This window comes from Wenzhouxiangella limi, from assembly GCF_010499265.1.
Lineage (GTDB): Bacteria > Pseudomonadota > Gammaproteobacteria > Xanthomonadales > Wenzhouxiangellaceae > Wenzhouxiangella > Wenzhouxiangella limi.
In genome coordinates this window covers 160,618-180,977 of sequence record NZ_JAAGSC010000023.1, presented here as the reverse complement: position 1 = coordinate 180,977, position 20,360 = coordinate 160,618, and the positions used below count along the sequence as shown (strand labels likewise).

The 20,360-nt window shown below is 63.5% G+C and carries 18 protein-coding genes; 12 read left to right on the top strand and 6 right to left on the bottom strand.

Annotated elements, in window-relative coordinates; all coding sequences use genetic code 11:
• Window positions 1–75: 75 nt before the first annotated feature.
• From G3I74_RS00975 to G3I74_RS00965, 3 genes are read right to left on the bottom strand one after another with little or no spacing between them, the layout of a single operon-like run.
• The gene (locus G3I74_RS00975) at window positions 76–1,245 is read right to left on the bottom strand and encodes an ABC transporter permease (RefSeq protein WP_164209170.1); all 1,170 of its coding nucleotides are present in this window, start codon (window positions 1,243–1,245) and stop codon (window positions 76–78) included.
• Window positions 1,242–1,982 carry an ABC transporter ATP-binding protein gene (locus G3I74_RS00970; RefSeq protein WP_164209167.1) on the bottom strand — a complete coding sequence of 247 codons (741 nt, stop codon included), beginning with the start codon at window positions 1,980–1,982 and terminating at the stop codon, window positions 1,242–1,244. The genes G3I74_RS00975 and G3I74_RS00970 overlap by 4 nt, the downstream gene beginning before the upstream one ends.
• A complete protein-coding gene (locus tag G3I74_RS00965) occupies window positions 1,979–3,442 on the bottom strand; it encodes an alpha/beta fold hydrolase (RefSeq protein ID WP_164209164.1) in 1,464 nt (487 codons plus the stop codon). The genes G3I74_RS00970 and G3I74_RS00965 overlap by 4 nt, the downstream gene beginning before the upstream one ends.
• Before the next feature lie 86 nt (window positions 3,443–3,528).
• Here G3I74_RS00965 and G3I74_RS00960 point away from each other — a divergent pair, with 86 nt between their 5' ends.
• The 5 genes from G3I74_RS00960 to G3I74_RS00940 all read left to right on the top strand — a co-directional run bounded on the left by G3I74_RS00960 (window position 3,529) and on the right by G3I74_RS00940 (window position 10,261).
• Window positions 3,529–4,488, top strand: coding sequence for an ABC transporter ATP-binding protein (locus tag G3I74_RS00960; protein ID WP_164209161.1), 960 nt, complete (start codon window positions 3,529–3,531; stop codon window positions 4,486–4,488).
• Window positions 4,485–5,270, top strand: coding sequence for an ABC transporter permease (locus tag G3I74_RS00955; protein ID WP_164209157.1), 786 nt, complete (start codon window positions 4,485–4,487; stop codon window positions 5,268–5,270). Before G3I74_RS00960 ends, G3I74_RS00955 begins: the two co-directional genes overlap by 4 nt.
• Before the next feature lie 64 nt (window positions 5,271–5,334).
• Window positions 5,335–5,757, top strand: a complete 423-nt coding sequence (locus tag G3I74_RS00950; RefSeq protein ID WP_164209154.1) for a post-PEP-CTERM-1 domain-containing protein — start codon at window positions 5,335–5,337, stop codon at window positions 5,755–5,757.
• Window positions 5,754–6,791 carry a hypothetical protein gene (locus G3I74_RS00945; RefSeq protein WP_164209151.1) on the top strand — a complete coding sequence of 346 codons (1,038 nt, stop codon included), beginning with the start codon at window positions 5,754–5,756 and terminating at the stop codon, window positions 6,789–6,791. Before G3I74_RS00950 ends, G3I74_RS00945 begins: the two co-directional genes overlap by 4 nt.
• 254 nt (window positions 6,792–7,045) lie before the next feature.
• On the top strand, window positions 7,046–10,261 hold the full coding sequence (locus G3I74_RS00940; protein WP_164209148.1) for a S8 family serine peptidase: 3,216 nt from the start codon (window positions 7,046–7,048) through the stop codon (window positions 10,259–10,261).
• 46 nt (window positions 10,262–10,307) lie between these two features.
• On the opposite strand, the gene G3I74_RS00935 is transcribed toward G3I74_RS00940, so the two are convergent.
• Window positions 10,308–10,718, bottom strand: coding sequence for a hypothetical protein (locus tag G3I74_RS00935; RefSeq protein ID WP_203594426.1), 411 nt, complete (start codon window positions 10,716–10,718; stop codon window positions 10,308–10,310).
• Between the two features lie 166 nt (window positions 10,719–10,884).
• On the opposite strand from G3I74_RS00935, the gene G3I74_RS00930 reads away from it, so the two are divergent.
• From G3I74_RS00930 to G3I74_RS00920, 3 genes are read left to right on the top strand one after another with little or no spacing between them, the layout of a single operon-like run.
• Window positions 10,885–12,408 (top strand): NfeD family protein, encoded by a 1,524-nt coding sequence (locus G3I74_RS00930; RefSeq protein ID WP_164209145.1) that lies wholly within the window; start codon window positions 10,885–10,887, stop codon window positions 12,406–12,408.
• 14 nt (window positions 12,409–12,422) lie between these two features.
• Window positions 12,423–13,208 carry a slipin family protein gene (locus tag G3I74_RS00925; RefSeq protein ID WP_164209142.1) on the top strand — a complete coding sequence of 262 codons (786 nt, stop codon included), beginning with the start codon at window positions 12,423–12,425 and terminating at the stop codon, window positions 13,206–13,208.
• The gene (locus G3I74_RS00920; protein WP_164209139.1) at window positions 13,205–13,657 is read left to right on the top strand and encodes a DUF4920 domain-containing protein; all 453 of its coding nucleotides are present in this window, start codon (window positions 13,205–13,207) and stop codon (window positions 13,655–13,657) included. The genes G3I74_RS00925 and G3I74_RS00920 overlap by 4 nt, the downstream gene beginning before the upstream one ends.
• A 42-nt stretch (window positions 13,658–13,699) precedes the next feature.
• Here the strand turns inward: G3I74_RS00920 and G3I74_RS00915 are convergent, their stop codons facing one another.
• Window positions 13,700–14,542, bottom strand: a complete 843-nt coding sequence (locus G3I74_RS00915) for an aldo/keto reductase (RefSeq protein WP_203594425.1) — start codon at window positions 14,540–14,542, stop codon at window positions 13,700–13,702.
• 90 nt (window positions 14,543–14,632) lie between these two features.
• On the bottom strand, window positions 14,633–15,172 hold the full coding sequence (locus G3I74_RS00910; protein ID WP_164209135.1) for a gamma carbonic anhydrase family protein: 540 nt from the start codon (window positions 15,170–15,172) through the stop codon (window positions 14,633–14,635).
• Between the two features lie 297 nt (window positions 15,173–15,469).
• Between G3I74_RS00910 and argS the strand changes: the two genes are divergently transcribed.
• The 4 genes from argS (at window position 15,470) to moaA (ending at window position 20,343) form a co-directional block, all read left to right on the top strand.
• Entirely contained in the window at window positions 15,470–17,230 is a 1,761-nt protein-coding gene (gene argS, locus G3I74_RS00905) for an arginine--tRNA ligase (protein ID WP_164209132.1), read from the top strand.
• On the top strand, window positions 17,231–17,773 hold the full coding sequence (locus G3I74_RS00900) for an SPOR domain-containing protein (RefSeq protein ID WP_164209129.1): 543 nt from the start codon (window positions 17,231–17,233) through the stop codon (window positions 17,771–17,773). It abuts the gene before it with no gap.
• Window positions 17,774–17,839: 66 nt separating this feature from the next.
• Window positions 17,840–19,228 (top strand): alanine/glycine:cation symporter family protein, encoded by a 1,389-nt coding sequence (locus G3I74_RS00895; RefSeq protein WP_164209126.1) that lies wholly within the window; start codon window positions 17,840–17,842, stop codon window positions 19,226–19,228.
• A gap of 74 nt (window positions 19,229–19,302) precedes the next feature.
• Window positions 19,303–20,343: a GTP 3',8-cyclase MoaA gene (moaA, locus tag G3I74_RS00890; protein WP_164209123.1), complete on the top strand. Its 1,041-nt coding sequence runs from the start codon at window positions 19,303–19,305 to the stop codon at window positions 20,341–20,343.
• Window positions 20,344–20,360 lie beyond the last annotated feature (17 nt).

The following is a 20,360-nucleotide window of genomic DNA, read 5'->3' as shown; positions in this document are numbered from 1 at the left end:
CTCGCCGCCGCGTTGCCGCTGACGGCCGCCGCTGACCGCCGCGCCGCGAGGACTCCTGGCCCGGCCGCGGCAGCTTCAGTCCGAGGTAAAGATCAGCTTCGGGCGGTTGTACAAGGTGCCGGCGATCGCGGCCAGCAGCAGCGCCAGCACGGTGGTGGAGCCGATCGACATCGCCAGCCACGCCATGTTGAGCGGCTCGCCGCGGACCAGGCCCAGAATCAGTACGTTCTGGCTCAGCAGCGGCACCAGCGTCATCCAGGTCTCGGTGCGGGTGGGGTCGATCATGATCCAGAAGCTCGGGATCATCGGTACCAGGATCACCATGCCCATGTAGCTCTGGGCCTCGCGGAAGCTCTTGGCGAACGAGGCCAGGATGGTCAGCAGGGCGGCAGCCAGCAGCGCGACCGGGGCGACCAGAATGAAGGCCAGCGCAGCGACCCGGAAATCCAGATTCAGCGCCATGTCCATGTCGGCGGTGGGCAAAAAGCCCATCGCGAGCACGAACGCCACCAGCCCCAGCGCCAGCGTCATCAGCGCAAACAGCGTTGTTGCCAGCAGTTTGCCGGCCATGATCTGCCAGCGCGGCAGCGGATTGATCAGCAGCGGTTCGAGCGATTTGCGCTCGCGCTCGCCGGCGGTGGTGTCGATGGCCATGTGCATCGAGCCCATGAACACCGTGATCATGATGAAGTAGGGCAGAAACGCCAGCAGCATGCCGCCGCGCGATTCCGGGGTGGATAAATCAACCACCGAAACCTGCAGCGGTCGGGTGATTTCTGGATGGACGCCGCGCAGCTGCAAGCGCGCCTGGCTGATCTGGCTGGCGTAGCCGTTGAGGTAGCCCCTCACACGTGAAATCGTGGTGCCGGTATAGCGCAGCGACTGATCGGCGATCAGCTCCAGCGGCGCCGGCTGCCCCGCGCGCCAGGCCGCGCCGAAGTCGGCCGGAATGCGCAGGATGATTTCTTCTTCCTCGCGCTTGACGGCCCCTTCCGGATCCTCCGGCGGCGCCTCGATGATCACGCCTTCGCGCTCGAGAAACCCGATCAGCGCGGGGGCGTTCTCGGCGCCGATCACCGGCAGCTCCAGCGCAGACTCCATGCGCTCGGTGGCCTGGCTGGTCATGAACGAGATCATGACGGTGAAGATCACCGGGCCCAGCAGCGGACCCAGGATCAGGGTGTTGAGGATGACCCGACGGTCGCGGAAGTTGTCGAGGACTTCCTTGGCGAATACGCTCATCATGCCAGCAGGCCCTCGTCCGATCCGATCAGCTGCACGAAGGCATCCTCGAGATTGTCGCGGCCCGATCTACGCAGCAGCTCATCGGCCGTGCCCTCGGCCATGACCCGCCCCTTGGCGATGATGACGATGCGGTCGCACAGCGCGGCCACCTCCTGCATGATGTGGGTTGACAGGACCACGCAGCGGCCTTCGGCCTTGAGCTGCTGCAAAAACCCGCGCAGGGCGCGCGTGGTCATCACGTCCAGTCCGTTGGTCGGTTCGTCGAGCAACACGGTGCGCGGTTCGTGGATCAGGGCGCGGGCAATCGCCACCTTGACGCGCTGACCCTGGGAAAAGCCGTTGGTCTTGCGGTCGATGAACTCGTGCATGTCGAGCACGTCGGCCAGGCGTTCGATGCGTTCGGCGATATCCGCCTTGGCCAGGCCCTGCAGGCGGCCGTAGTAGCGGATGTTCTCGCGCGCGCTCAGGCGGTCGTACAGGCCGCGCGAGTCCGGGACCACGCCCAGCGCCTGCTTGACCTTGAGCGGCTCAGCGGCCGGATCGATGCCGTCGATGCGCATCTGACCGGAATCCGGGCTGAGCAAGGTGTAGAGCATGCGCAGGGTGGTGGTCTTGCCGGCGCCGTTCGGCCCCAGCAGCCCGGTGATCTGGCCGTCGCGGGCGCTGAAGCTGACCTCGTCGACGGCCACCACCTTGCCCTTGTTGAAGGTCTTGCGCAGTCGCTGGACTTCGATCATGGCGCCGGCCCCAGCAGGTCGATGAAAAACGGCTCCGGCCCCAGCCGGTCCAGGCAGTCGGTGTCGAGCGCGTCGAAATCGGCATCGGCGATGAAGCGGCTGGCGATCTGGCCGACGCAGTCCTGGGTGATGACGATATGACCGCGCCCGCGCGCAACCAGATGCAGACTTTTGGAAAACTGCGCCTCGGCCTCGTCGCCGTAGGCCGGCGGGGTGACCGGGTCGAGCTCGCCGGACAGGATCAGCACGGGGGCGTCGGCGTCGAAGGGTTGATGGAAGTCGGGCGGCAGCTCGCCGCGCGGCCAGTCGGCGCAGACCTGGTCGTAGACCTCTTTCATGGAGTTGCCCAGCAGGGTGTCCTCCTGGCCGGGCACGTCGGGCCAGCCGGGCCAGTCCTCGCTGCAGCCGACGGCGAAATTCAGGCCGATGGCGATCATGTCGGCCATCTGGTCGGTCACGATCAGCGCCTGGCTCGCCAGCCGGGTCGGATCGCCGGTGGCCGCCGCTTCGTGGACCAGGTAGGGAATCATCATCTGGGTTTGGGGGCTGTAGGCGAGAAAGCGCAGTGCCGCGGCCAGGGTGGCGCGGGTGAACTGCAGATCGATCGCCTGCCCGCGCCTGGGATGGGTGACCAGGATGTCCGGGCCGTCGTCGGTGTCCGGAAACCGCGCCTTGAGATCGGCAAAGGCATCGTCCAGCTCGGGAAAGGTGTCACGACATTGTGGTTCGCCGGTGCAGGCGGCAAACAGCTTGCCCAGCGCGCGGTCGAGCATCAGGCCGTGCTCGGCACCCAGGTGCAGGCGGGTCGGTACCACGCCGTCGAGAATGACGCTGCGTACCCGGTCGGGGTAGGCCCGCAGATAAACCTGGGCCAGCCGGGTCCCGTAGGATCCGCCGATCAGGTTGACTTGTTCGAAGCCGTAATGGGCGCGCAGCGACTCGAGATCGCGAGCGGCATCCGAGGTCGTGTAGAAACGCAGGTCGGCGTCCCAGCCGGCGCGGCATCGGTCCAGCTGCTCGGCCATCTGGTCGTAGTTGGCGTCAAGCCAGGCTTCGTCTTGCTCTTCCATCTCGCATTCCAGCGCATTCGACCCCCCCGTGCCGCGCTGGTCGAGAAAGATCAGGTCACGCTGCGCGTTGATCTCGCGCAGCGCGTGGCGCATGATCGGCAGGATGTCGCGAGCCGATTGTCCCGGCCCGCCGGCCAGAAACAGCACCGGATCGGGCGTCGCGCGGTTGGCCCGTGCGGGTACCACGGCATAGGCCAGTTCAAGCTGGCGACCTTCCGGCGCGGCCGGGTTTTCGGCGACGGTGAGGGTGCCGCAGCGCGCGCTGGCGGTGATGCGTCCGCCGGCTGCCGACAGTTCACAGGCTTCCAGATCGGCATACCGATCCTGGGCCGCGGCCAGCGCCGGTGCCAGCACAAGACTCAGCAGTAAAAACGGATAGCCGATACGCACGTTGTTACGGTGTCCTTGCGGTGAGGGCGATACACTGGGCAGCTTACCCTAAAGCACCTGCGTTACAGAAAAATGTGCCATCTGTCATGAATGCGCTGGAAGTCTGCCAACTCAAAAAAACCTACGGCAACGGCGTCGAGGCCCTGAAAGGCATTGATCTCAACGTTGTCGAAGGCGATTTCTTCGCCCTGCTGGGTCCAAACGGTGCCGGCAAGTCGACCCTCATCGGGATCGTCTCTTCGCTGGTCAACGCCACCGCCGGCGAGACCCGGGTATTCGGCATCAGCGTGCAGAACAACCGCTCGCGCGCCATGGCCGAGATCGGCCTGGTGCCGCAGGAAATCAACTTCAACCAGTTCGAGAAGCCTTTCGATATCGTCGTCAACCAGGGCGGGTATTACGGCGTGCCGCGCAAGGTCGCCAAGGAGCGCGCCGAACGCTACCTCAACCAACTCAGCCTGTGGGACAAGGCCTTCGGGCCCTCGCGCCAGCTCTCCGGCGGCATGAAAAGACGGTTGATGATCGCCCGGGCCATGGTCCACGAACCCCGCCTGCTGATTCTTGACGAGCCCACCGCCGGCGTTGACATTGAAATCCGACGCTCGATGTGGCGCTTCATCCGCGAGATCAACGAAGCCGGCACCACCGTGATCCTGACCACCCACTACCTGGAAGAAGCCGAAAGCCTGTGCCGCAACATCGCCATCATCGACCATGGCGATATCGTCGAGAACACCACCGTCAAGACCCTGCTGGGCAAGCTCGACGTCGAGACCTTCGTGCTTGATCTGCGCGAGCCGATCGAGCGTCCACCGCAGGTCGACGGTATGGACATCGTGCTGCGCGATCCGACCACGCTCGAGGCCAGCATCCCGAAGTCGCGCAGCCTCAACCGGCTGTTCAAGGCGCTCGAAATCGAGGGGATGGAGGTCAAGTCCATGCGCAACAAGGTCAACCGGCTTGAGGAGTTGTTCGTCCGCCTGATTCATCCGGAGGGAGAAACGCCAACCGGCGTCGATGACCCGGCCACGGAGGGTGCCGCATGACCGAAAAAGTCTCGGCGCGCTCGTACTGGATCGGCTACCAGACCATTCTGATCAAGGAGGTCACCCGGATCATCCGGATCTGGGCCCAGACCCTGCTGCCGCCGGTGATCACCATGAGCCTGTACTTCGTCATCTTCGGCGCCATCATCGGCCGCCGGGTCGGCGAGATGGAAGGCATGCCCTACATGGACTTCATCGTCCCGGGGCTGATCATGCTGACCGTGATCACCAATTCCTACGGCAATATCACCAGTTCATTCTTTGGCGCCAAGTTCGGCAAGCACGTCGAGGAACTGCTGGTCTCGCCGCTGCCGCCGTGGATCATCCTGGCCGGCTACGTCTCCGGGGCGGTGTTCCGGGCAATGACCGTCGGCGTCTTGGTCTGGCTGGTCGCCGGGGCCTTTTCCGGCTTCCATATGCACAACCTGTTCGTGACCGTCACGATTTTGCTGATGACCTCCATCGTGTTCGCGCTGGGCGGGTTTATCAACGCGATTTACGCCCAGAAGTTCGACGACATATCGATCATCCCGACCTTCGTCCTCCAGCCCATGACCTACCTGGGCGGGGTGTTCTTCTCGGTCAGCCTGCTACCCGGAATCGCCCAGCAGGTCGCGCTGATCAACCCCATCGTCTACATGGTCAACGCTTTCCGCTACGGCCTGCTGGGCGTGACCGACGTCCCGCTGTGGGTGGCCTACGCGATGATCCTGGGGTTTGGCGTGGTCTTGTTCGCCTTCTGCATGCGTTTGTTGACCAAGGGGGTGGGGTTGCGGACTTGAGCGCAGCCTCTGACAGTCCCAACAGTCGCCATTATCTTTTGTTTTTGCATCAAAGGTTTAAATCATGATCCGTTTTGCACTTTTTGGTGTTGTGCTTGTTACCGCTATGGCGCTTGCTGAAGATGAGTCCTCGGTTTCTACCGCCCCGCCAGACACAGAAACATCCATCCAATCCCGTAGCGGCATGACGGTGCATATCGATCCCAAAACTGGCGAAATCACGGGCTACCAAGCTCCGGACCCGCGACGCTTGCCCAGCGAGCGCCTTGAACGCACCTTGAGTCGTTCCGCAGCCGGCCTGCAGGCAGTTACTCTGCCTGACGGCACAGTTTATGTTGATCTGCAGGGCCGCTTTGGTCATCTCCAAACTGCGCGGGTTGACCAGTCCGGAGCGCTGGAGATGCGCTGCGTGGAGACTATTCGGGAGTTGGTGAGTTTTGTCGACCACCTGGGAGTTCGTCCGGTCGCAGCGGAGGACCAGCCATGAGAGCAAGTGTTATGACAGTTGGTGCGGCCCTGATAGTTGCCGGGATGTGTTTTGTCAGCGAAATCGAGGCGGGTTTCAAAATTGTTGTGCTGGACGATCCTGATGTTGGCCTGAACGATCCTGCTGAAAGAGAACCCATTGACGGCAACAACGGGACCACGCTTGGCCAGCAACGACTGAATGTGCTTCAGGCTGCCGCCGATCGTTGGGCGGAATTCCTTGATTTGGATCCGAGCGTCGAGATTCGTGTCGGGGCAGAGTTCATTGCATTGGACTGCGAAGAAGACCGAGGGGTATTGGGCTCAGCGCGGTCTAATTTTGTCTATAAAGATTTCGCTAACGCGCCGGCAGCAGGCGTCTGGTATTCGGCCGCCCAGGCGGAGGCCCTGGCTGTCGCATCTGGGGGTTTGCTGGCAGCAGATCGACAGCATATCGGGACTTTTTACAACTTGCGCCTGGATGAAGGGGATGAGACATGTCTGCGGGGCGCAAGCTGGTATTACGGACTGGATCCAGAGGCGTCACGCCCGGCCGGAACAATCCCTTTGTTTCCGGTGGTACTGCACGAATTCGCTCACGGGCTCGGATTTGCCACCTTAGTAAATCTCGAGACCGGGGCATTGTTCCAGCCGGACAACGAGGATCCGCTGGAAGATGCGTATATGCGGTTTCTTTTTGATACCGAGACCGACTCATCATGGTCGGATATGACCGACACTGAACGCCAGGTGTCGGCGCTGAATGATCCCACTGTCGTCTGGACGGGTGCCGATGTTGCAGCAGAATCAAACCGAGTAACCGCGCCGGAGGCATTTTCACAAGGTCAACTCCGGATGCATGCGCCGGATCCGATAGAGCCCGGCTCATCAATTTCTCACTGGTCTCCGACAGCAGAACCGTCACTGCTAATGGAGCCGTCCCTGACATCCGGCCTTTTCGACCAGGTTGACCTGACACCGGCCCTGTTCTCTGATATTGGCTGGCCTATTCGCAGTGAATTTCTCGACTTGATTTTCTCTGATCGCTTCCAGTAACTAGCCCTGAGGCCTCGCGAGGTTCCAAGCGGGGTTATCTGCAGGCGCATCCGACACGGCCAGACTGGATGGAAATGCCCTGATTTGGCTCAACCGGGCACTCGCCTGCGTTACCCTCAGGATCATCCAAGTAACCCTTGTCAAAGAGGGGAGGCAACATGATGAACCGGTCAATCAAGCCTCGGTTGTTTGCATATCTACCGGCGATGGCCCGAGCGCTCATGGTGATTGCTATCCTTGGGACTGTTCCCGCAGTGCTTGCGGCAGAGGTGGTCGGCGTGCCCGGGCCTGCCAAAAATCCGGCGACGGCGCTCGGCGAGCAACGTTACATCGTGCGCTTTGTCGAGGCGCCGGTGGCCTCTTACCGGGGCGGTGTTCCCGGTCTTCGTGCCACGGCGCCGCCGCCCGGAACCGGGCAGCGGCTGGATGTCGACAGCGATGCTGCGCGCGCCTACCGGAACTGGCTGGCCCGGCAGCAGCAAGCGCACCTGGATGCCTTGTCCAATCGAGTTCGGCGCACGATTCGCCCGGAGCGCGCACACCAGTGGGCCATCAACGCTGTCACGGTTCGATTGAACCCGGCTGAAGCCGCCGAACTGGCCAGATTCGAACAGGTTGCCCATATCGAGCGTGACCGGGCGCTCCCGCTGACCACGGATTATGGTCCAGAGTGGATCGGGGCCGATCAATTGTGGGAAGGCATCTCTGCAGCCACCGCCGGTGAACGTGGTGAGGGTATCGTCGTCGGAATTCTCGATACCGGGATCAATTTCGGTCATCCATCGTTTGCCGCAACGACTGAAGACGGGTACACCCATACCAATCCGCTTGGCAGCGGCAATTATCTTGGCTGGTGCGACCCGGAAAATCTCAATTACGATGCATCCTATGCCTGTAATGACAAACTGATCGGCGCCTGGGATTTCGCCGATGCCGCGTGGGAAGAGGAGTCCGACGGACCCGAAGATAACCAGGGTCACGGCTCTCACGTCGCCGCCACCGTAGCCGGGAATCCATTGAGCAGTGCGACCGTTCAGGCGCCGACAGTGAGCTTGAGTTCGGCGATTTCGGGAGTTGCTCCGCAGGCCAACCTCATTGCCTATGACGTCTGTGCTGAACTCTGCAGAACCTCCGATGTGGTCGCAGCGCTGGATCAGGCGATCAAAGACGGCGTGGATGTGGTCAACGAGTCGATTGGTATCGGCGGAGATATTTTCCGGGGAGCCAAGCAGCAGGCTTATCTTGGTGTGCTGGATGCCGGCATCATGGCCGTGCGCGCCGCTGGCAACTCCGGGCCGGGGGCACGGAGTGTCGATACCGAGCCGGTCTGGACTGCTTCGGTGGCTGCAGCATCCCATCCGCGTGCCTATATCAATCGACTGGTGGACTTCAGCGGTGGCGATGATGCGCTTGGTGACATCACCGGCGCCAGCCTGACCAGCGGCTACGGGCCCGCGCCCATTGTCGATGCTGCCGACGCCGGTGATGCCCAGTGCCTGGACGCCTTTCCTGCCGAGACCTGGAATGGAGAAATCGTGATCTGCACCCGCGGGGAGATCGGGCGGGTCCAGAAAGGGGACAATGTCGCAGCCGGCGGTGCTGGCGGACTCATCCTGGTCGATGACGGCAGTGGGCTGGTCGCCGACGCGCACGTTCTGCCGGCCGTTCATATCACTGCCGAAGACGGCCAGGCCTTGCGGCAGTGGTTGGCAACCGGGAGCAATCATCAGGGGGCCATCGCGGGTACAACCATCACGGCGGATGCGGACACGGCCGATGTGCTGGCCGGATTCAGTTCGCGCGGCCCGTTGAATGTGGACGTAATCAAGCCCGACATGACGGCTCCTGGCGTGGCGATTCTGGCCGCCGTTGCCGCCGACGGTGGCAATCCGGAAACCTACGGCGTCTATAGCGGGACTTCCATGGCGAGTCCGCACGTCGCCGGGGCGGCGGCCTTGCTGCGGGCGATCCATCCCACCTGGACCCCGAGCGAGATCCGCTCAGCCCTGATGGGCACGGCGCTGCCTGATGCTGTGCGCACCGAAACCCTGGCTGAGGCAAACCCGTTCGATGGCGGCAGCGGCCGAATCGACGTCGAGCGTGCCGCGCGCAGCGGACTGTTGATGAATGAATCGGTTGTCGACTTCGCAGCGGCCGACCCGACTACTGGCGGTGACCCACGAACCCTCAACCTCCCCAGCCTGCAGGATGCGGCATGCGGCCGGCAATGCAGCTGGCGACGCAGTGTTCGCAGTGCGCTTGGCCAATCGGTAGATTGGTCGGTTTCCTACCAGGGCGACGGTGAAGTAGCGATCAGCCCCAGCAGCTTCACGCTGGGTCCGGGACAGGAGCGCAGCCTGCAGATCGATGCCGATCTTTCGCGGGTCGATCAGGACGCCTGGCAGTTCGGGCGTCTTGCTTTCGAGAACCAGGCCGAGGGCGTGCCCGGCTTCACCATGCCGCTGGCTGCTTTTTCGGCATCGGCGGATACGGCGCTGGAATTTGAGCAGACCGTCGATCGGGCAGCGGCACGGCCGGGTGATGAACTGGTCTACGGTTTCCGAATCGCGCCGTTCTTCTCTGGCGATTACCGTCTGTCCGATCCGCTGCCTGAGGGCGTCACCCTGGATGAAACCAGCCTGAGCGCCGGGATGAGCTTTGATGCGGTCAGCAGAACGGTCAGATGGTCGGGCAGCATGGATGGGGGAGCATTGGTTCTCGGCTCAACCGATAATCCACCGGTGTCGACCTACCAGTCGCTGGCTGATTTCGGTGTTGATGCTTTTCCTGTCCCGGACAACATGTGTGATGAAGGCGGTGTATTGATCAATGGTCTGGATTTCCGCTTTCAGGGTCGTGCCTACAGCGAGTTGATCTGGTCGGTCAACGGCGCCCTGGAACCGGGGCGGGAAAGCCTGTCGGCCGTCAGCGCCAACAATCAATCTTTGCCGAATCCGCAGCTGCCTGCTCTGATTGCACCGATGTGGACAGACATGATTGTCTGCGACAGCGGTGCGTTGCGAGTGGCGATCGTGCCGCTGGACTCCAACGAGTTTTACGTGTTCGAGTGGGATCAGGTGCCCTTGTTCGATCCGTTAGCCAATGCCGAGCCATTGTCCTTCCAGGTCTGGATCGAGAAAGGCGGCGAAAACTTCTGGTTTGTGTATGGCAACGTCATCCTGGGGGACTGGGACGAAATGACGGTTGGGGCCCAGTTTGCAGGTGGTTCGCTGGGGGAATTGCTGTATTTCAATGGTGCCGGCACCCTGCCGGCCAGCGGTGATGTGCTGGGCGGGGGTTCTTCGGTTGATTCTCAGAATCTCGAATTCAGCGTCCAGACGGATGCCGATCGAACCGGGCTAATCATCAATGAGGCCTTGCTGGAGGATGAGTCAGGCCGGAGTGATTCCCTCAGGACCTGGACCCAGGTTGAACTCCCGCTCTTCTACGACCGCTTCGAGCAGCCCTGAACCGTGACCGGGCCGGCGCTCTTGATGACGCCGGCCCGCCTGATCCTCAGCGCAGCTTGATCCCGCCGCCGGGCATGCTGCCGCTGTTGCCGCCCGGGAGGTCGCCCATACCGCCGCCGCCCTGGCCGGGCACCATGATCGATGAGGCCTGTTCGCGCTGCATGCGCTTGATTTCTTCGACCGCCTCTTCGATGGCCTTTTCGGCCGCGGCCGGGAAGCCTTCGATGGCGTCTGCCAGGGATCGACCCGGCAGCTCGAAGCTCAGCGGCAGCGGGCCGGCCTGGGTCATGACCTGGGTCTGGCCGACGTAGCTCTTGCTGCGTTCGGGATCGGGCTGGCCGTCGAGCAAAACGGGGATGAGGACGCGGATCGATCCGATCCGCTGGTCGGTGTAGCTCTCCTCGCGCACGAGCTGAGCGGTGTCCATGCGGAACTGATCCTGGTTGGGTTTTTCCATGGCGTTCTGGTTGCCTGATGCGTGTGGATAAGGCTGCACATTAGGGCTGCAGGACGCGGATTCAACGCAAGCCGTCGGAACGTGCCGCCCGCTCCGTGGTCTTAAGGCCTTGATAGCGGTGGGCATTGACGCCTTGCTCAGGCTGCCGCGCGTCTAATGGGAGATTATGAAGCAGCAATCGTTTGTTCGCACCCCGCGCCGCGGACTGTTCGGTTTGACCGGACTGGTTCTTGTGGGCCTGGCCATTGTGTTGCTTGCCCTGCCGCAGCCGCGCGCCGACGACCCGGTCGTTCACGTCCTCGACATCGACGGGCCGATCGGTCCGGCGATCAAGGACTTCATGGTCCGGGGCATTGAGCAGGCCGAAGAGGAAGGCTCGCGGCTGGTGGTGCTTCGCATGGATACGCCCGGCGGGCTGGACGCGTCCATGCGCGACATGATCAGCAAGATGCTTAACGCCGACGTGCCGGTCGCGACCTGGGTCGGCCCGGCCGGCGCGCGCGCCGCCAGTGCCGGCACCTACATGCTGTACGCCTCGCATGTGGCGGCAATGGCGCCGTCGACCAACCTGGGCGCGGCCACCCCGGTGCAGATCGGTGGCGGGGGTAATGATGAGGCTGAACAACCGCGCTCGCCGCTGGAACGCGCCCGCGATGCGCTGGACGACAGCGCCGGGGAGTCGGCCGAAGAATCGGCCGAAGAAGACCAGGGGTCGGGCGAGGCCGACGGCGCCGAAGAAGCACCCGAGGCGGAATCGGAGCCCGAGCCGGAGCCGCAGTCGGCGCCGGGTTCGGCCACCGAACGCAAGGTACTCGAAGACGCCTCGGCCTATATCCGCGGGCTGGCCGAGCGCCACGGCCGCAATGCCGAATGGGCCGAGCGCGCGGTGCGCGAGGCGGTCAGCCTGACCGCCAGCGAGGCGCTGGAGATCAACGTCATCGACCTGGTTGCAGAATCCCTGACCGAACTGCTGGAAGCCGTCGACGGACGCGAAGTCCGCATGCACGACGGGACGCAGGTGCTGGAAACCGCCGGCGTGCGCACGGTGGTGATCGAGCAGGACTGGCGCAGCCGCTTTCTGGGCGTGATCACCAACCCCAGCCTGGCCTACATCCTCTTGCTGGTCGGCATCTACGGCCTGATCCTGGAAGGCTACAATCCAGGCGCACTGGTGCCGGGCGTGATCGGCGGCATCAGTCTTTTACTGGCGCTGTATGCTTTCCAGATCCTGCCGGTCAACTATGCCGGTCTGGCCCTGATGGTGCTGGGTTTTGCGCTGATTGCCGTGGAGTTGTTCGTGCCATCTTTTGGAATTCTGGGTATTGGCGGTGTCTTTGCCGTGGTGTTCGGATCGATCATCCTGATGGATACCGATGTCCCCGGCTTTGCCGTCAATACCGGCCTGATTGCCGCCATGGGCCTGGCCGCCGCCCTGACGTTTTTCGTGATCATCTATCTCGCCGCCCGCTCGCACCGCAATCCGCGCGTCAGCGGCACCGAAGCCCTGGTGGGGCTCAAGGCGGAATCCATTTCCGACTTTGACGACGGCAAGGGTCGGGTCCATGTCGAGGGCGAGGACTGGAGTGCGCGCGGACCCGAGAGCATTCGAACCGGCGACCGGGTCGAAATCGAAGCGGTCGATGGCCTGGTGGTCCAGGTGCGTCCCGCCGATCATTCATCGCACGTCTGAAGGAGACTGCTTTTATGAACATCGACTTTTTATACTTCATGACCACGGTCGTGGTGATCCTCGTCCTGTTGATCGCCAACACCATCAAGATTCTGCGCGAGTACGAGCGCGGGGTGATTTTTACCCTGGGCCGCTTTTACAAGGTCAAGGGGCCGGGGCTGATCATCGTGATTCCGTTCATCCAGCAGATGGTGCGGGTCGATCTGCGTACCATCGTGCTCGACGTGCCGACCCAGGACGTGATCTCGCGCGACAACGTCTCGGTCAAGGTCAACGCGGTGATCTACTACAAGGTGGTCGATTCGCAAAAGGCGATCATCAACGTCGAACGCTTCATGGACGCCACCAGCCAGCTGGCCCAGACCACCCTTCGCTCGGTGCTCGGCAAGCACGAGCTCGACGAGATGCTGTCCGAGCGCGACAAGCTCAACGAGGATATCCAGGTGATCCTTGACCGCCAGACCGACGGCTGGGGGGTCAAGGTCAGCAACGTCGAGATCAAGCACGTCGATCTCGACGAATCGATGATCCGCGCCATCGCCCGCCAGGCCGAGGCCGAGCGCACCCGGCGCTCCAAGGTCATTCTGGCCGACGGCGAACAGCAGGCGGCCAAGAAGCTGGTCGAGGCGGCCACCGAGCTGGCCGAAGCCCCCAGCGCAATGCAGCTGCGCTATCTTCAGACCCTGAGCGAAATCGGCGGCGAGAACAATTCCACCATTGTCTTCCCGCTGCCGCTGGATATCATTCGTCCCTTCATGAAAAATATGGAAAGCAACAAGGACAACAAGGAGAAATCATGAAATCGAAAGTCGTTTTTTGCCTGAGTTCGCTGGCCGCCCTGCTGCTGGCTCTGCCGGTGCTGGCTTCTGAAGAATGGTTCGGTCAGACGCCTGAAACCGAGACCGCGCCGGTCGACGTCGTCGAGGTGCTGGCCGGCAGTGAGGAGCTGATCGATCAGCCGCTGATGGTGACCGGCCGGATGACCGATGTCTGCACCGGCCGCGGCTGCTGGGCGGTGTTTGAGCAAAACGGCGAGATGCTGCGGATCAAGGTGCGCGACCACAATTTCGCGATTCCTTCGGAGTTGCGCGGGCAGGCGGTGGCCCACGGCGTCTTGTCGCGGGTCGAAGTCTCGCCCGAGTACGCCCGTCGCATGGTCGACCAGTATGGCGCCGACCCGATCGTCCTGGAGCGGCTCTATGAACTGCAGCTGATCGCCGACGGCGTGCGCTTTATCGGCGACTCCTGAACGAATCTACTGGGCGAGCGAATCTAGTGGGCGCGTCGCCCACTAGTCGTCCCATTCCGGCGCCAGTCCCTCGGGCTTACAAAGCCGCATCCCCCGGTCCAGTTCGGCGATGCGTTGACGATCCTCGACGCTGAGCGCAAAGTCGAAGATTTCGATATTGGCTTTCGCGTGATGCGGGTTGGAGGTGGCGGGAATCGCGGCCACGCGGTCCTGCTCGATCAGCCATCGCAGGGCGACCTGGGGTGCGGTCTTGTCGTACTGCGACCCGATTTCCCACAGTACCGGATCGTTCACGCAGTTGGCCTGGGCCAGCGGCATGTAGGCGGTCATCACCAGATCGTACCGGGCGAGCACGCAGCGCAGCCGCTCCTGGGCCAGGTAGACGTGGTATTCCACCTGGCTGGCCGAAAGCATGCCGTTACCGCAAAACGCCACCGCCTGTTCGGTCTGGTCGATGTTGAAATTGCTGATCCCGATGTGTCGCGCCAGGCCATCGGAGCGCGCCCGCATCAGGGCCTCCAGGGTAGGGTTCATGCCGTGGCCTTCGAAAACCGGCCAGTGCAGCAGCAACAGATCGACGTAGTCGGTTTGCAGCCGCTCCAGGCTTTCGTGCACCGAAGCCAGCAGATCATCGGGCGCGTAGCGATCCACCCAGACCTTGGTGGTGAGGAAGACCTCGTCCCGGGCGACGCCGGACTCGGCCACCGCCTTGCCCACCGCGTCTTCGTTGCGGTAAATCTGGGCGGTATCGATATGGCGAAAGCCGGCCTCCAGCGCCACCGGCACGATCGCTTCCACCGTCTCTGGCCGAATCTGCCAGGTACCAATGCCCAGTGCAGGCATATTCATTCCGTTTGCGGCAATGCGCGGCACTTCCACCGTCATGGCTCAGGCTCCCTTGTCAACGACCAACTGTCTGGCGAAGCGCAAGTTTAAGCAAAATTGACAATTTAGGGAACGCCGTCTTTCGCCGTTTCAGTTGCCGTCCGCCAAATACTGATCCTTGAGCTTGACGTAGTGGGCCGCCGAGTAGCGCAGCATCTCCAGTTCCTCAGGTTTCAGGCGGCGCGCCTGGGTGGCGGGTCGCCCGCGATACAGCCAGCCGGACTCCAGCCGCTTGCCGGGGCTGACCAGGCTGCCGGCGCCGATCATCACCTCGTCTTCGATGACACAACCGTCGAGCAGGATGGCGCCCATCCCGACCAGGCAGCGGTCGCCGATGGTGCAGGCGTGCAGGATGGCGCCGTGGCCCACGGTGATATCGGCGCCGAGGATCAGCGGGATGCCGCCGGGGGTGTAGCGACCGTCGTGGGTCAGGTGGCAGATGGTTCCGTCCTGGATGTTGGTGCGTTCGCCCACCGTGATGTCGTTCACATCCCCGCGTAGCACCGTCCGCGGCCAGATCGACACATCGTCGGCGAGCTCCACCCGGCCGATGACGGTTGAGTCGGGATCGACGTAAACGCGTTCACCGAGCCGCGGCCGGTGGTCCAGATAGGGTCGGATTGCCGTCATCGCTGAAATTCTCCTTGCAGTTATGCACATGGTCATGCGCAGGTAACGGAAAACAGGGGTTTAGCGGCCATGAGCTGGCTTCACTTCCAGCTATAGCCCATAAGCATTTGATAAATATACTATTATCTGGACTGATTGATTTCTGCCCAAATCGCTGCGCTCCGCCGTCGGATCACTGCTTGCAGCGCGCATCAAAATACTGCCCACAGAGTTGTCCACAGCTTTTGTGGATAACCCCGAAACCGCCGCAATGGCCAGCCCGTTACAATAGCGCCTGTCTTGCCACGATGCCAGGAAATGCGCGCCCACATCAAGGAACTGGTCAGCCAGGCGCTGGGGTACCTCAAACGCGACGGCGAACTGACCTTCGAGACCGAACCGGTGCCGGAGGTCGAACGAACCCGCTCGCGCGAGCACGGCGACTACGCCTGCAACATCGCCATGGTGCTCGCCCGCGGTCTGGGCATGAAGCCCCGCGATCTGGCGGCCAAAATTCGTGATCGGCTGCCGGACTCCAAGCGGATCGAGAAAGTCGAGATCGCCGGTCCCGGGTTTCTCAACTTCTTCGCCAGTTCCCACCACTTGCGCATGGTCGTGCGCGACATCCTCCGCGATGCCGACGACTACGGTCGCTCGCCGGCCGGCAGCCGCGAGGACGTCCTGCTGGAATACGTCAGCGCCAACCCGACCGGGCCGCTGCACGTCGGCCATGGCCGCGGCGCCGCCCACGGCGCCAGCCTGAGCGCCATCCTGGCCGCCGCCGGCCATACGGTGCACCGCGAGTACTACGTCAATGACTACGGCCGGCAGATGGACATCCTGGCGGTCTCGGTGTGGATGCGTTACCTGGAGCTGGCCGGCGAGCGCGTCGTCTTTCCGGCCAACGGCTACCGCGGCGACTACATTTACGACATCGCCCGCGAGGTCCGCAGCCGCCACGGTGACGACCTGCGCCACAACGGCCCGGATGTCACCGACGGCCTGCCGCCCGATACCGGCGACGACGGCGATCCGGAGGTCTTCATCGACGCCCTCATCAAGCGCGCGCGCGAACTGCTGGGCGAGTCCGGCTACGAGGCCTGTTTCCGCGCCGCGCTGGAGACCATGGTTGACGATATCCGAGGCGATCTCGACGAGTTCGGCGTCACCTTCGACCGCTGGTTCTCCGAGCGCAGCCTGGAGCGCTCCGGGGCGCTGAACCGGGCCCTGCAGCGGCTTCGGGATGGCGGCTGGCTTTATGAGAAGGACGGCGCGACCTGGTTCCGCGCCACCGACTTGGGCGACGACAAGGATCGGGTCGTGGTCCGCGACAACGGCCGCAGCACCTACTTTGCCTCCGACGTGGCCTACCTGCTCGACAAGTTCGAGCGCTGCCCGGGCACGTCGCTCTACATCCTGGGGGCTGATCACCACGGCTACGTGCCGCGGCTGAAAGCCGCCGCCCGCGGCCTGGGGGTTGATCCCGAGCGCCTTGAAGTCCAGCTGGTGCAGTTCGCCGTGCTTTACCGCGGCAGCGAGCGGGTGCAGATGTCGACCCGCTCGGGCAGCTTCGTGACCCTGCGCGAGCTGCGCGAGGAAGTCGGCAAAGACGCCGCACGCTATTTCTACGTCATGCGTTCGCACGACCAGCACCTGGACTTCGACCTGGAGCTGGCCAAGTCGCGCGCCAGCGAGAATCCGGTTTACTACATCCAGTACGCCCATGCCCGCATCCAGAGCGTTTTCCGCAAGCTCGGCGAGACCGCCCATCGCTACAACCCGGCGCTGGGCGAGACCGCCATGGAGCGCCTGGACAGTGACCATGAACAGGAACTGCTGCGCGCCGTTGGTCGCTATCCCGAGGTCATCGAAAGCGCCGCCGAACGGCGCTCGCCGCACATGCTGGCGCATTACCTGCACGAGCTCGCCGCGCTGTTTCACGCCTGGTACAACAACAGTCACTTCCTGGTCGAAGACGACGAGCTGCGCAACGCCCGGCTCAATCTGATCAATGCCACCGGACAAGTGCTGCGCAACGGCCTGGCCCTGATCGGCGTCAGCGCACCGGAGGAAATGTAGATGGCGCGAAAGCAGGCGCGGCGCGGCGCCGGCGGCCATGGCCTGCTGTGGTTTGCCAGCGGGCTGGTCTGCGGCCTGGCCCTGGCCACGGCAGCCATTCTCTCGGGCGTGGTCCCGGGTGCGCGCGAGGCGGCGGCGCCTGCTGAACCCTCGGGCCGTGATGAGCCGCCGATTGCCGAAAGCGAGGCCCCTGAACGCTCGCGCAGCTACGAGTTCTTTACCGTGCTGCCGGAAATCGAGGTGGTCGTGCCCGACAGCGAGATCGAGGAGCGCGCCCGCAGCATCGAGCCGGAGCCAGACGCCGCATCGGCCGGTCCATACCTGCTCCAGGTCGGCTCATTCCGCAGTGCCGATGACGCCGAAGGCCTGCGCGCCCAGGTCACCCTGCTGGGCTTGAGTGCGCGCGTCCAGAACGTGACCGTCGATGACAGCACCTGGCACCGGGTCCGGGTGGGTCCCTTCGAAACCGCCCGGGCCGCCGACGAGGCGCGCCGGCGACTGCTCGAAAACGGCTTTGAGGCCATGGTGCTCACAGGCGGCTGACACCGCGATTTCGCGATTGGCTGATTTTCGGCTAGGCTATGGTCCGGTTTCGCCGAGGGACATCGCATGCTGGATCTGATCACCACTGCCAACGCCTGGCTCAACGGCATCGTTTGGGGGCCGCCGTTCATGATTCTGCTGGTCGGCACGGGCGTCTACCTGACCGTGCGCTTGGGGTTTTTCCAGTTTCGCCACCTGCGCCACGCCTGGCGGCACAGTTTCGGGCTGATTTTCCGGCCCGGCGCGCGCGCAGAGACCGGCGCCATCTCGCCGTTCCAGGCGGTGACCGCGGCGATGGCCGCCACCATTGGCGTCGGCAACATCGCCGGGGTGGCCACCGCCATCGTGCTCGGCGGTCCCGGGGCGATTTTCTGGATGTGGATGGTCGCCCTGGTCGGGATGGCGACCAAGATGGCCGAGGCCACGCTGGGCCTGAAGTATCGCCACGTCGACGCCGACGGGCACATCTCCGGCGGGGTGTTTTACTACATCGAAAACGGCCTGGGGCCGCAGTGGAAATGGCTGGCCGTGCTGTACGCCTTTCTCGCCGGCCTGGCCGCCTTCGGCATCGGCAACATGGTCCAGTCCAACACCCTGGCCCAGTCGGTGGCCACCGGCTTCGGCGTACCGACCTGGATGACCGGCATGGTGCTGGTGGTGCTGGTCGGTGCGGTCACCCTGGGCGGCATCAGCCGGATCGCGGTGACGGCAGAAAAAGTCGTCCCGATCATGGCGGTGGCCTACCTGGCCGGGGCGCTCGGCATCCTGGCCATTCACATCACCGAAGTCCCGGCGGCGCTGGGCATGATCGTCCAGCACGCGTTCCAGCCGATGTCGGCCATGGGCGGTTTTGCCGGCGCCTCGGTCGCGATGGCGATTCGCATGGGGGTCGCGCGCGGCATCTTCTCCAACGAGGCCGGGCTGGGCTCGGCCTCCATCGTCCATGCCCAGGCCCGTAACCATCCTTTCCGCCAGGGCTTCTGGGGGGTGTGGGAAGTCTTCATCGACACCCTGGTGGTGTGCACCATGACGGCGCTGGTCATCCTGGTCACCGGCGTGCTTGGAACCGTGGACGAAACCGGTGAAGTGGTCACCGGCGCGGTGCTGACCAGCCAGGCCTTCACCCAGGGGCTGCCCGGCCTGGGCGGCTACGTGGTCCTGGTGGCAATCGTGTTTTTCGCCTACACCACCATGCTGACCTGGAATTTCTACGGCGAGAAAAGCTGGGAATACCTGTTCGGGCGCAAGGTCGTGCTGCCCTACCGGCTGCTGTTCCTGGTCTTCGTCTTTCTGGGTTCGGTCGGCGCGCTCGAGCTGGTGTGGGACATTGCCGATACCTTCAACGGCCTGATGGCCGCGCCCAACCTGGTGGCGCTGCTGTTGCTTGGTGGCGTCATGGCGCGCGAGAAGCTGGACTACTTCAATCAGCTGCGCGACCGCAACAAACCGAAATAAGACTAAATCGGTCTGGAATTTCGTTGCGCGGCAGAGTAACCTAGTCGGTCGGATGAGAGAGAAAGAGTTCGGGAATGACTGAACAAGACCAGAACGTGCTGAAGCTGCGCGTGCTGACCGATACCCGTCGGCGCCCGTTGCGCGATCTGCGCATCTCGGTGATGGATCGGTGCAACTTCCGTTGCCCCTACTGCATGCCCGAAGACAAGTACGACCGGCACTTCCAGTTTCTGCACAAGAGCGAGCGCCTGTCGTTTGCCGAGATCGTGCGCCTGTCGCGGCTGTTCGTCGAGCGCGGCGTGACCAAGCTGCGCCTGACCGGCGGCGAACCGCTGTTGCGCCGCGACCTGGTCGACCTGGTCGGCGAGCTCAGCCTGATCGACGGCGTCGAGGACCTGGCCCTGACCACCAACGGCATCATGCTGCCGCAGCACGCCGCCGCCCTCAAGGCCGCCGGCCTGGACCGGGTCACGGTCAGCTTCGATTCGCTGGATCCCGACATCTTCCGGATGCTCAGCGGTGGACGCGGCAGCCCCGAACAGGTGCTCGACGGCATCGATGCCGCGGTCGAGGCCGGTCTGACCCCGGTCAAGATCAACACCGTGATCCAGCGCGGCGTCAACGACGAGACCGTGCACAACCTGCTCGAGCGCTTTCGCGGCACCGGCGTGGTGGTGCGCTTCATCGAGTTCATGGACGTTGGCACGCTCAACGACTGGGACGAGAACCAGCTCGTGCCCTCGGCCGAACTGCTCGAGCGCATCGAACAGCGCTGGCCGATGGAGCCGCTGGACGCCAACTACCGGGGCGAAGTCGCGCAACGCTATCGTTACGCCGACGGCCAGGGCGAGATCGGTTTCATCAGTTCGGTCACCCAGCCATTTTGCGGCGACTGCACCCGCGCCCGGCTGTCCTCGGAAGGCAGCCTGTATACCTGCCTGTTCGCCAACAAGGGCACCGACCTGCGCGGCCCGCTGCGCGAAGGCGTCGACGACGCCACCCTGGGTCAGATCATCGACGGCATCTGGCGCAAGCGCAGCGACCGCTACAGCGAAATGCGCACCCAGCTCAGCGGCGAGCGCGAGAAGATCGAGATGTACTACATCGGCGGCTGAGGCCGCCGGTTCCAGCC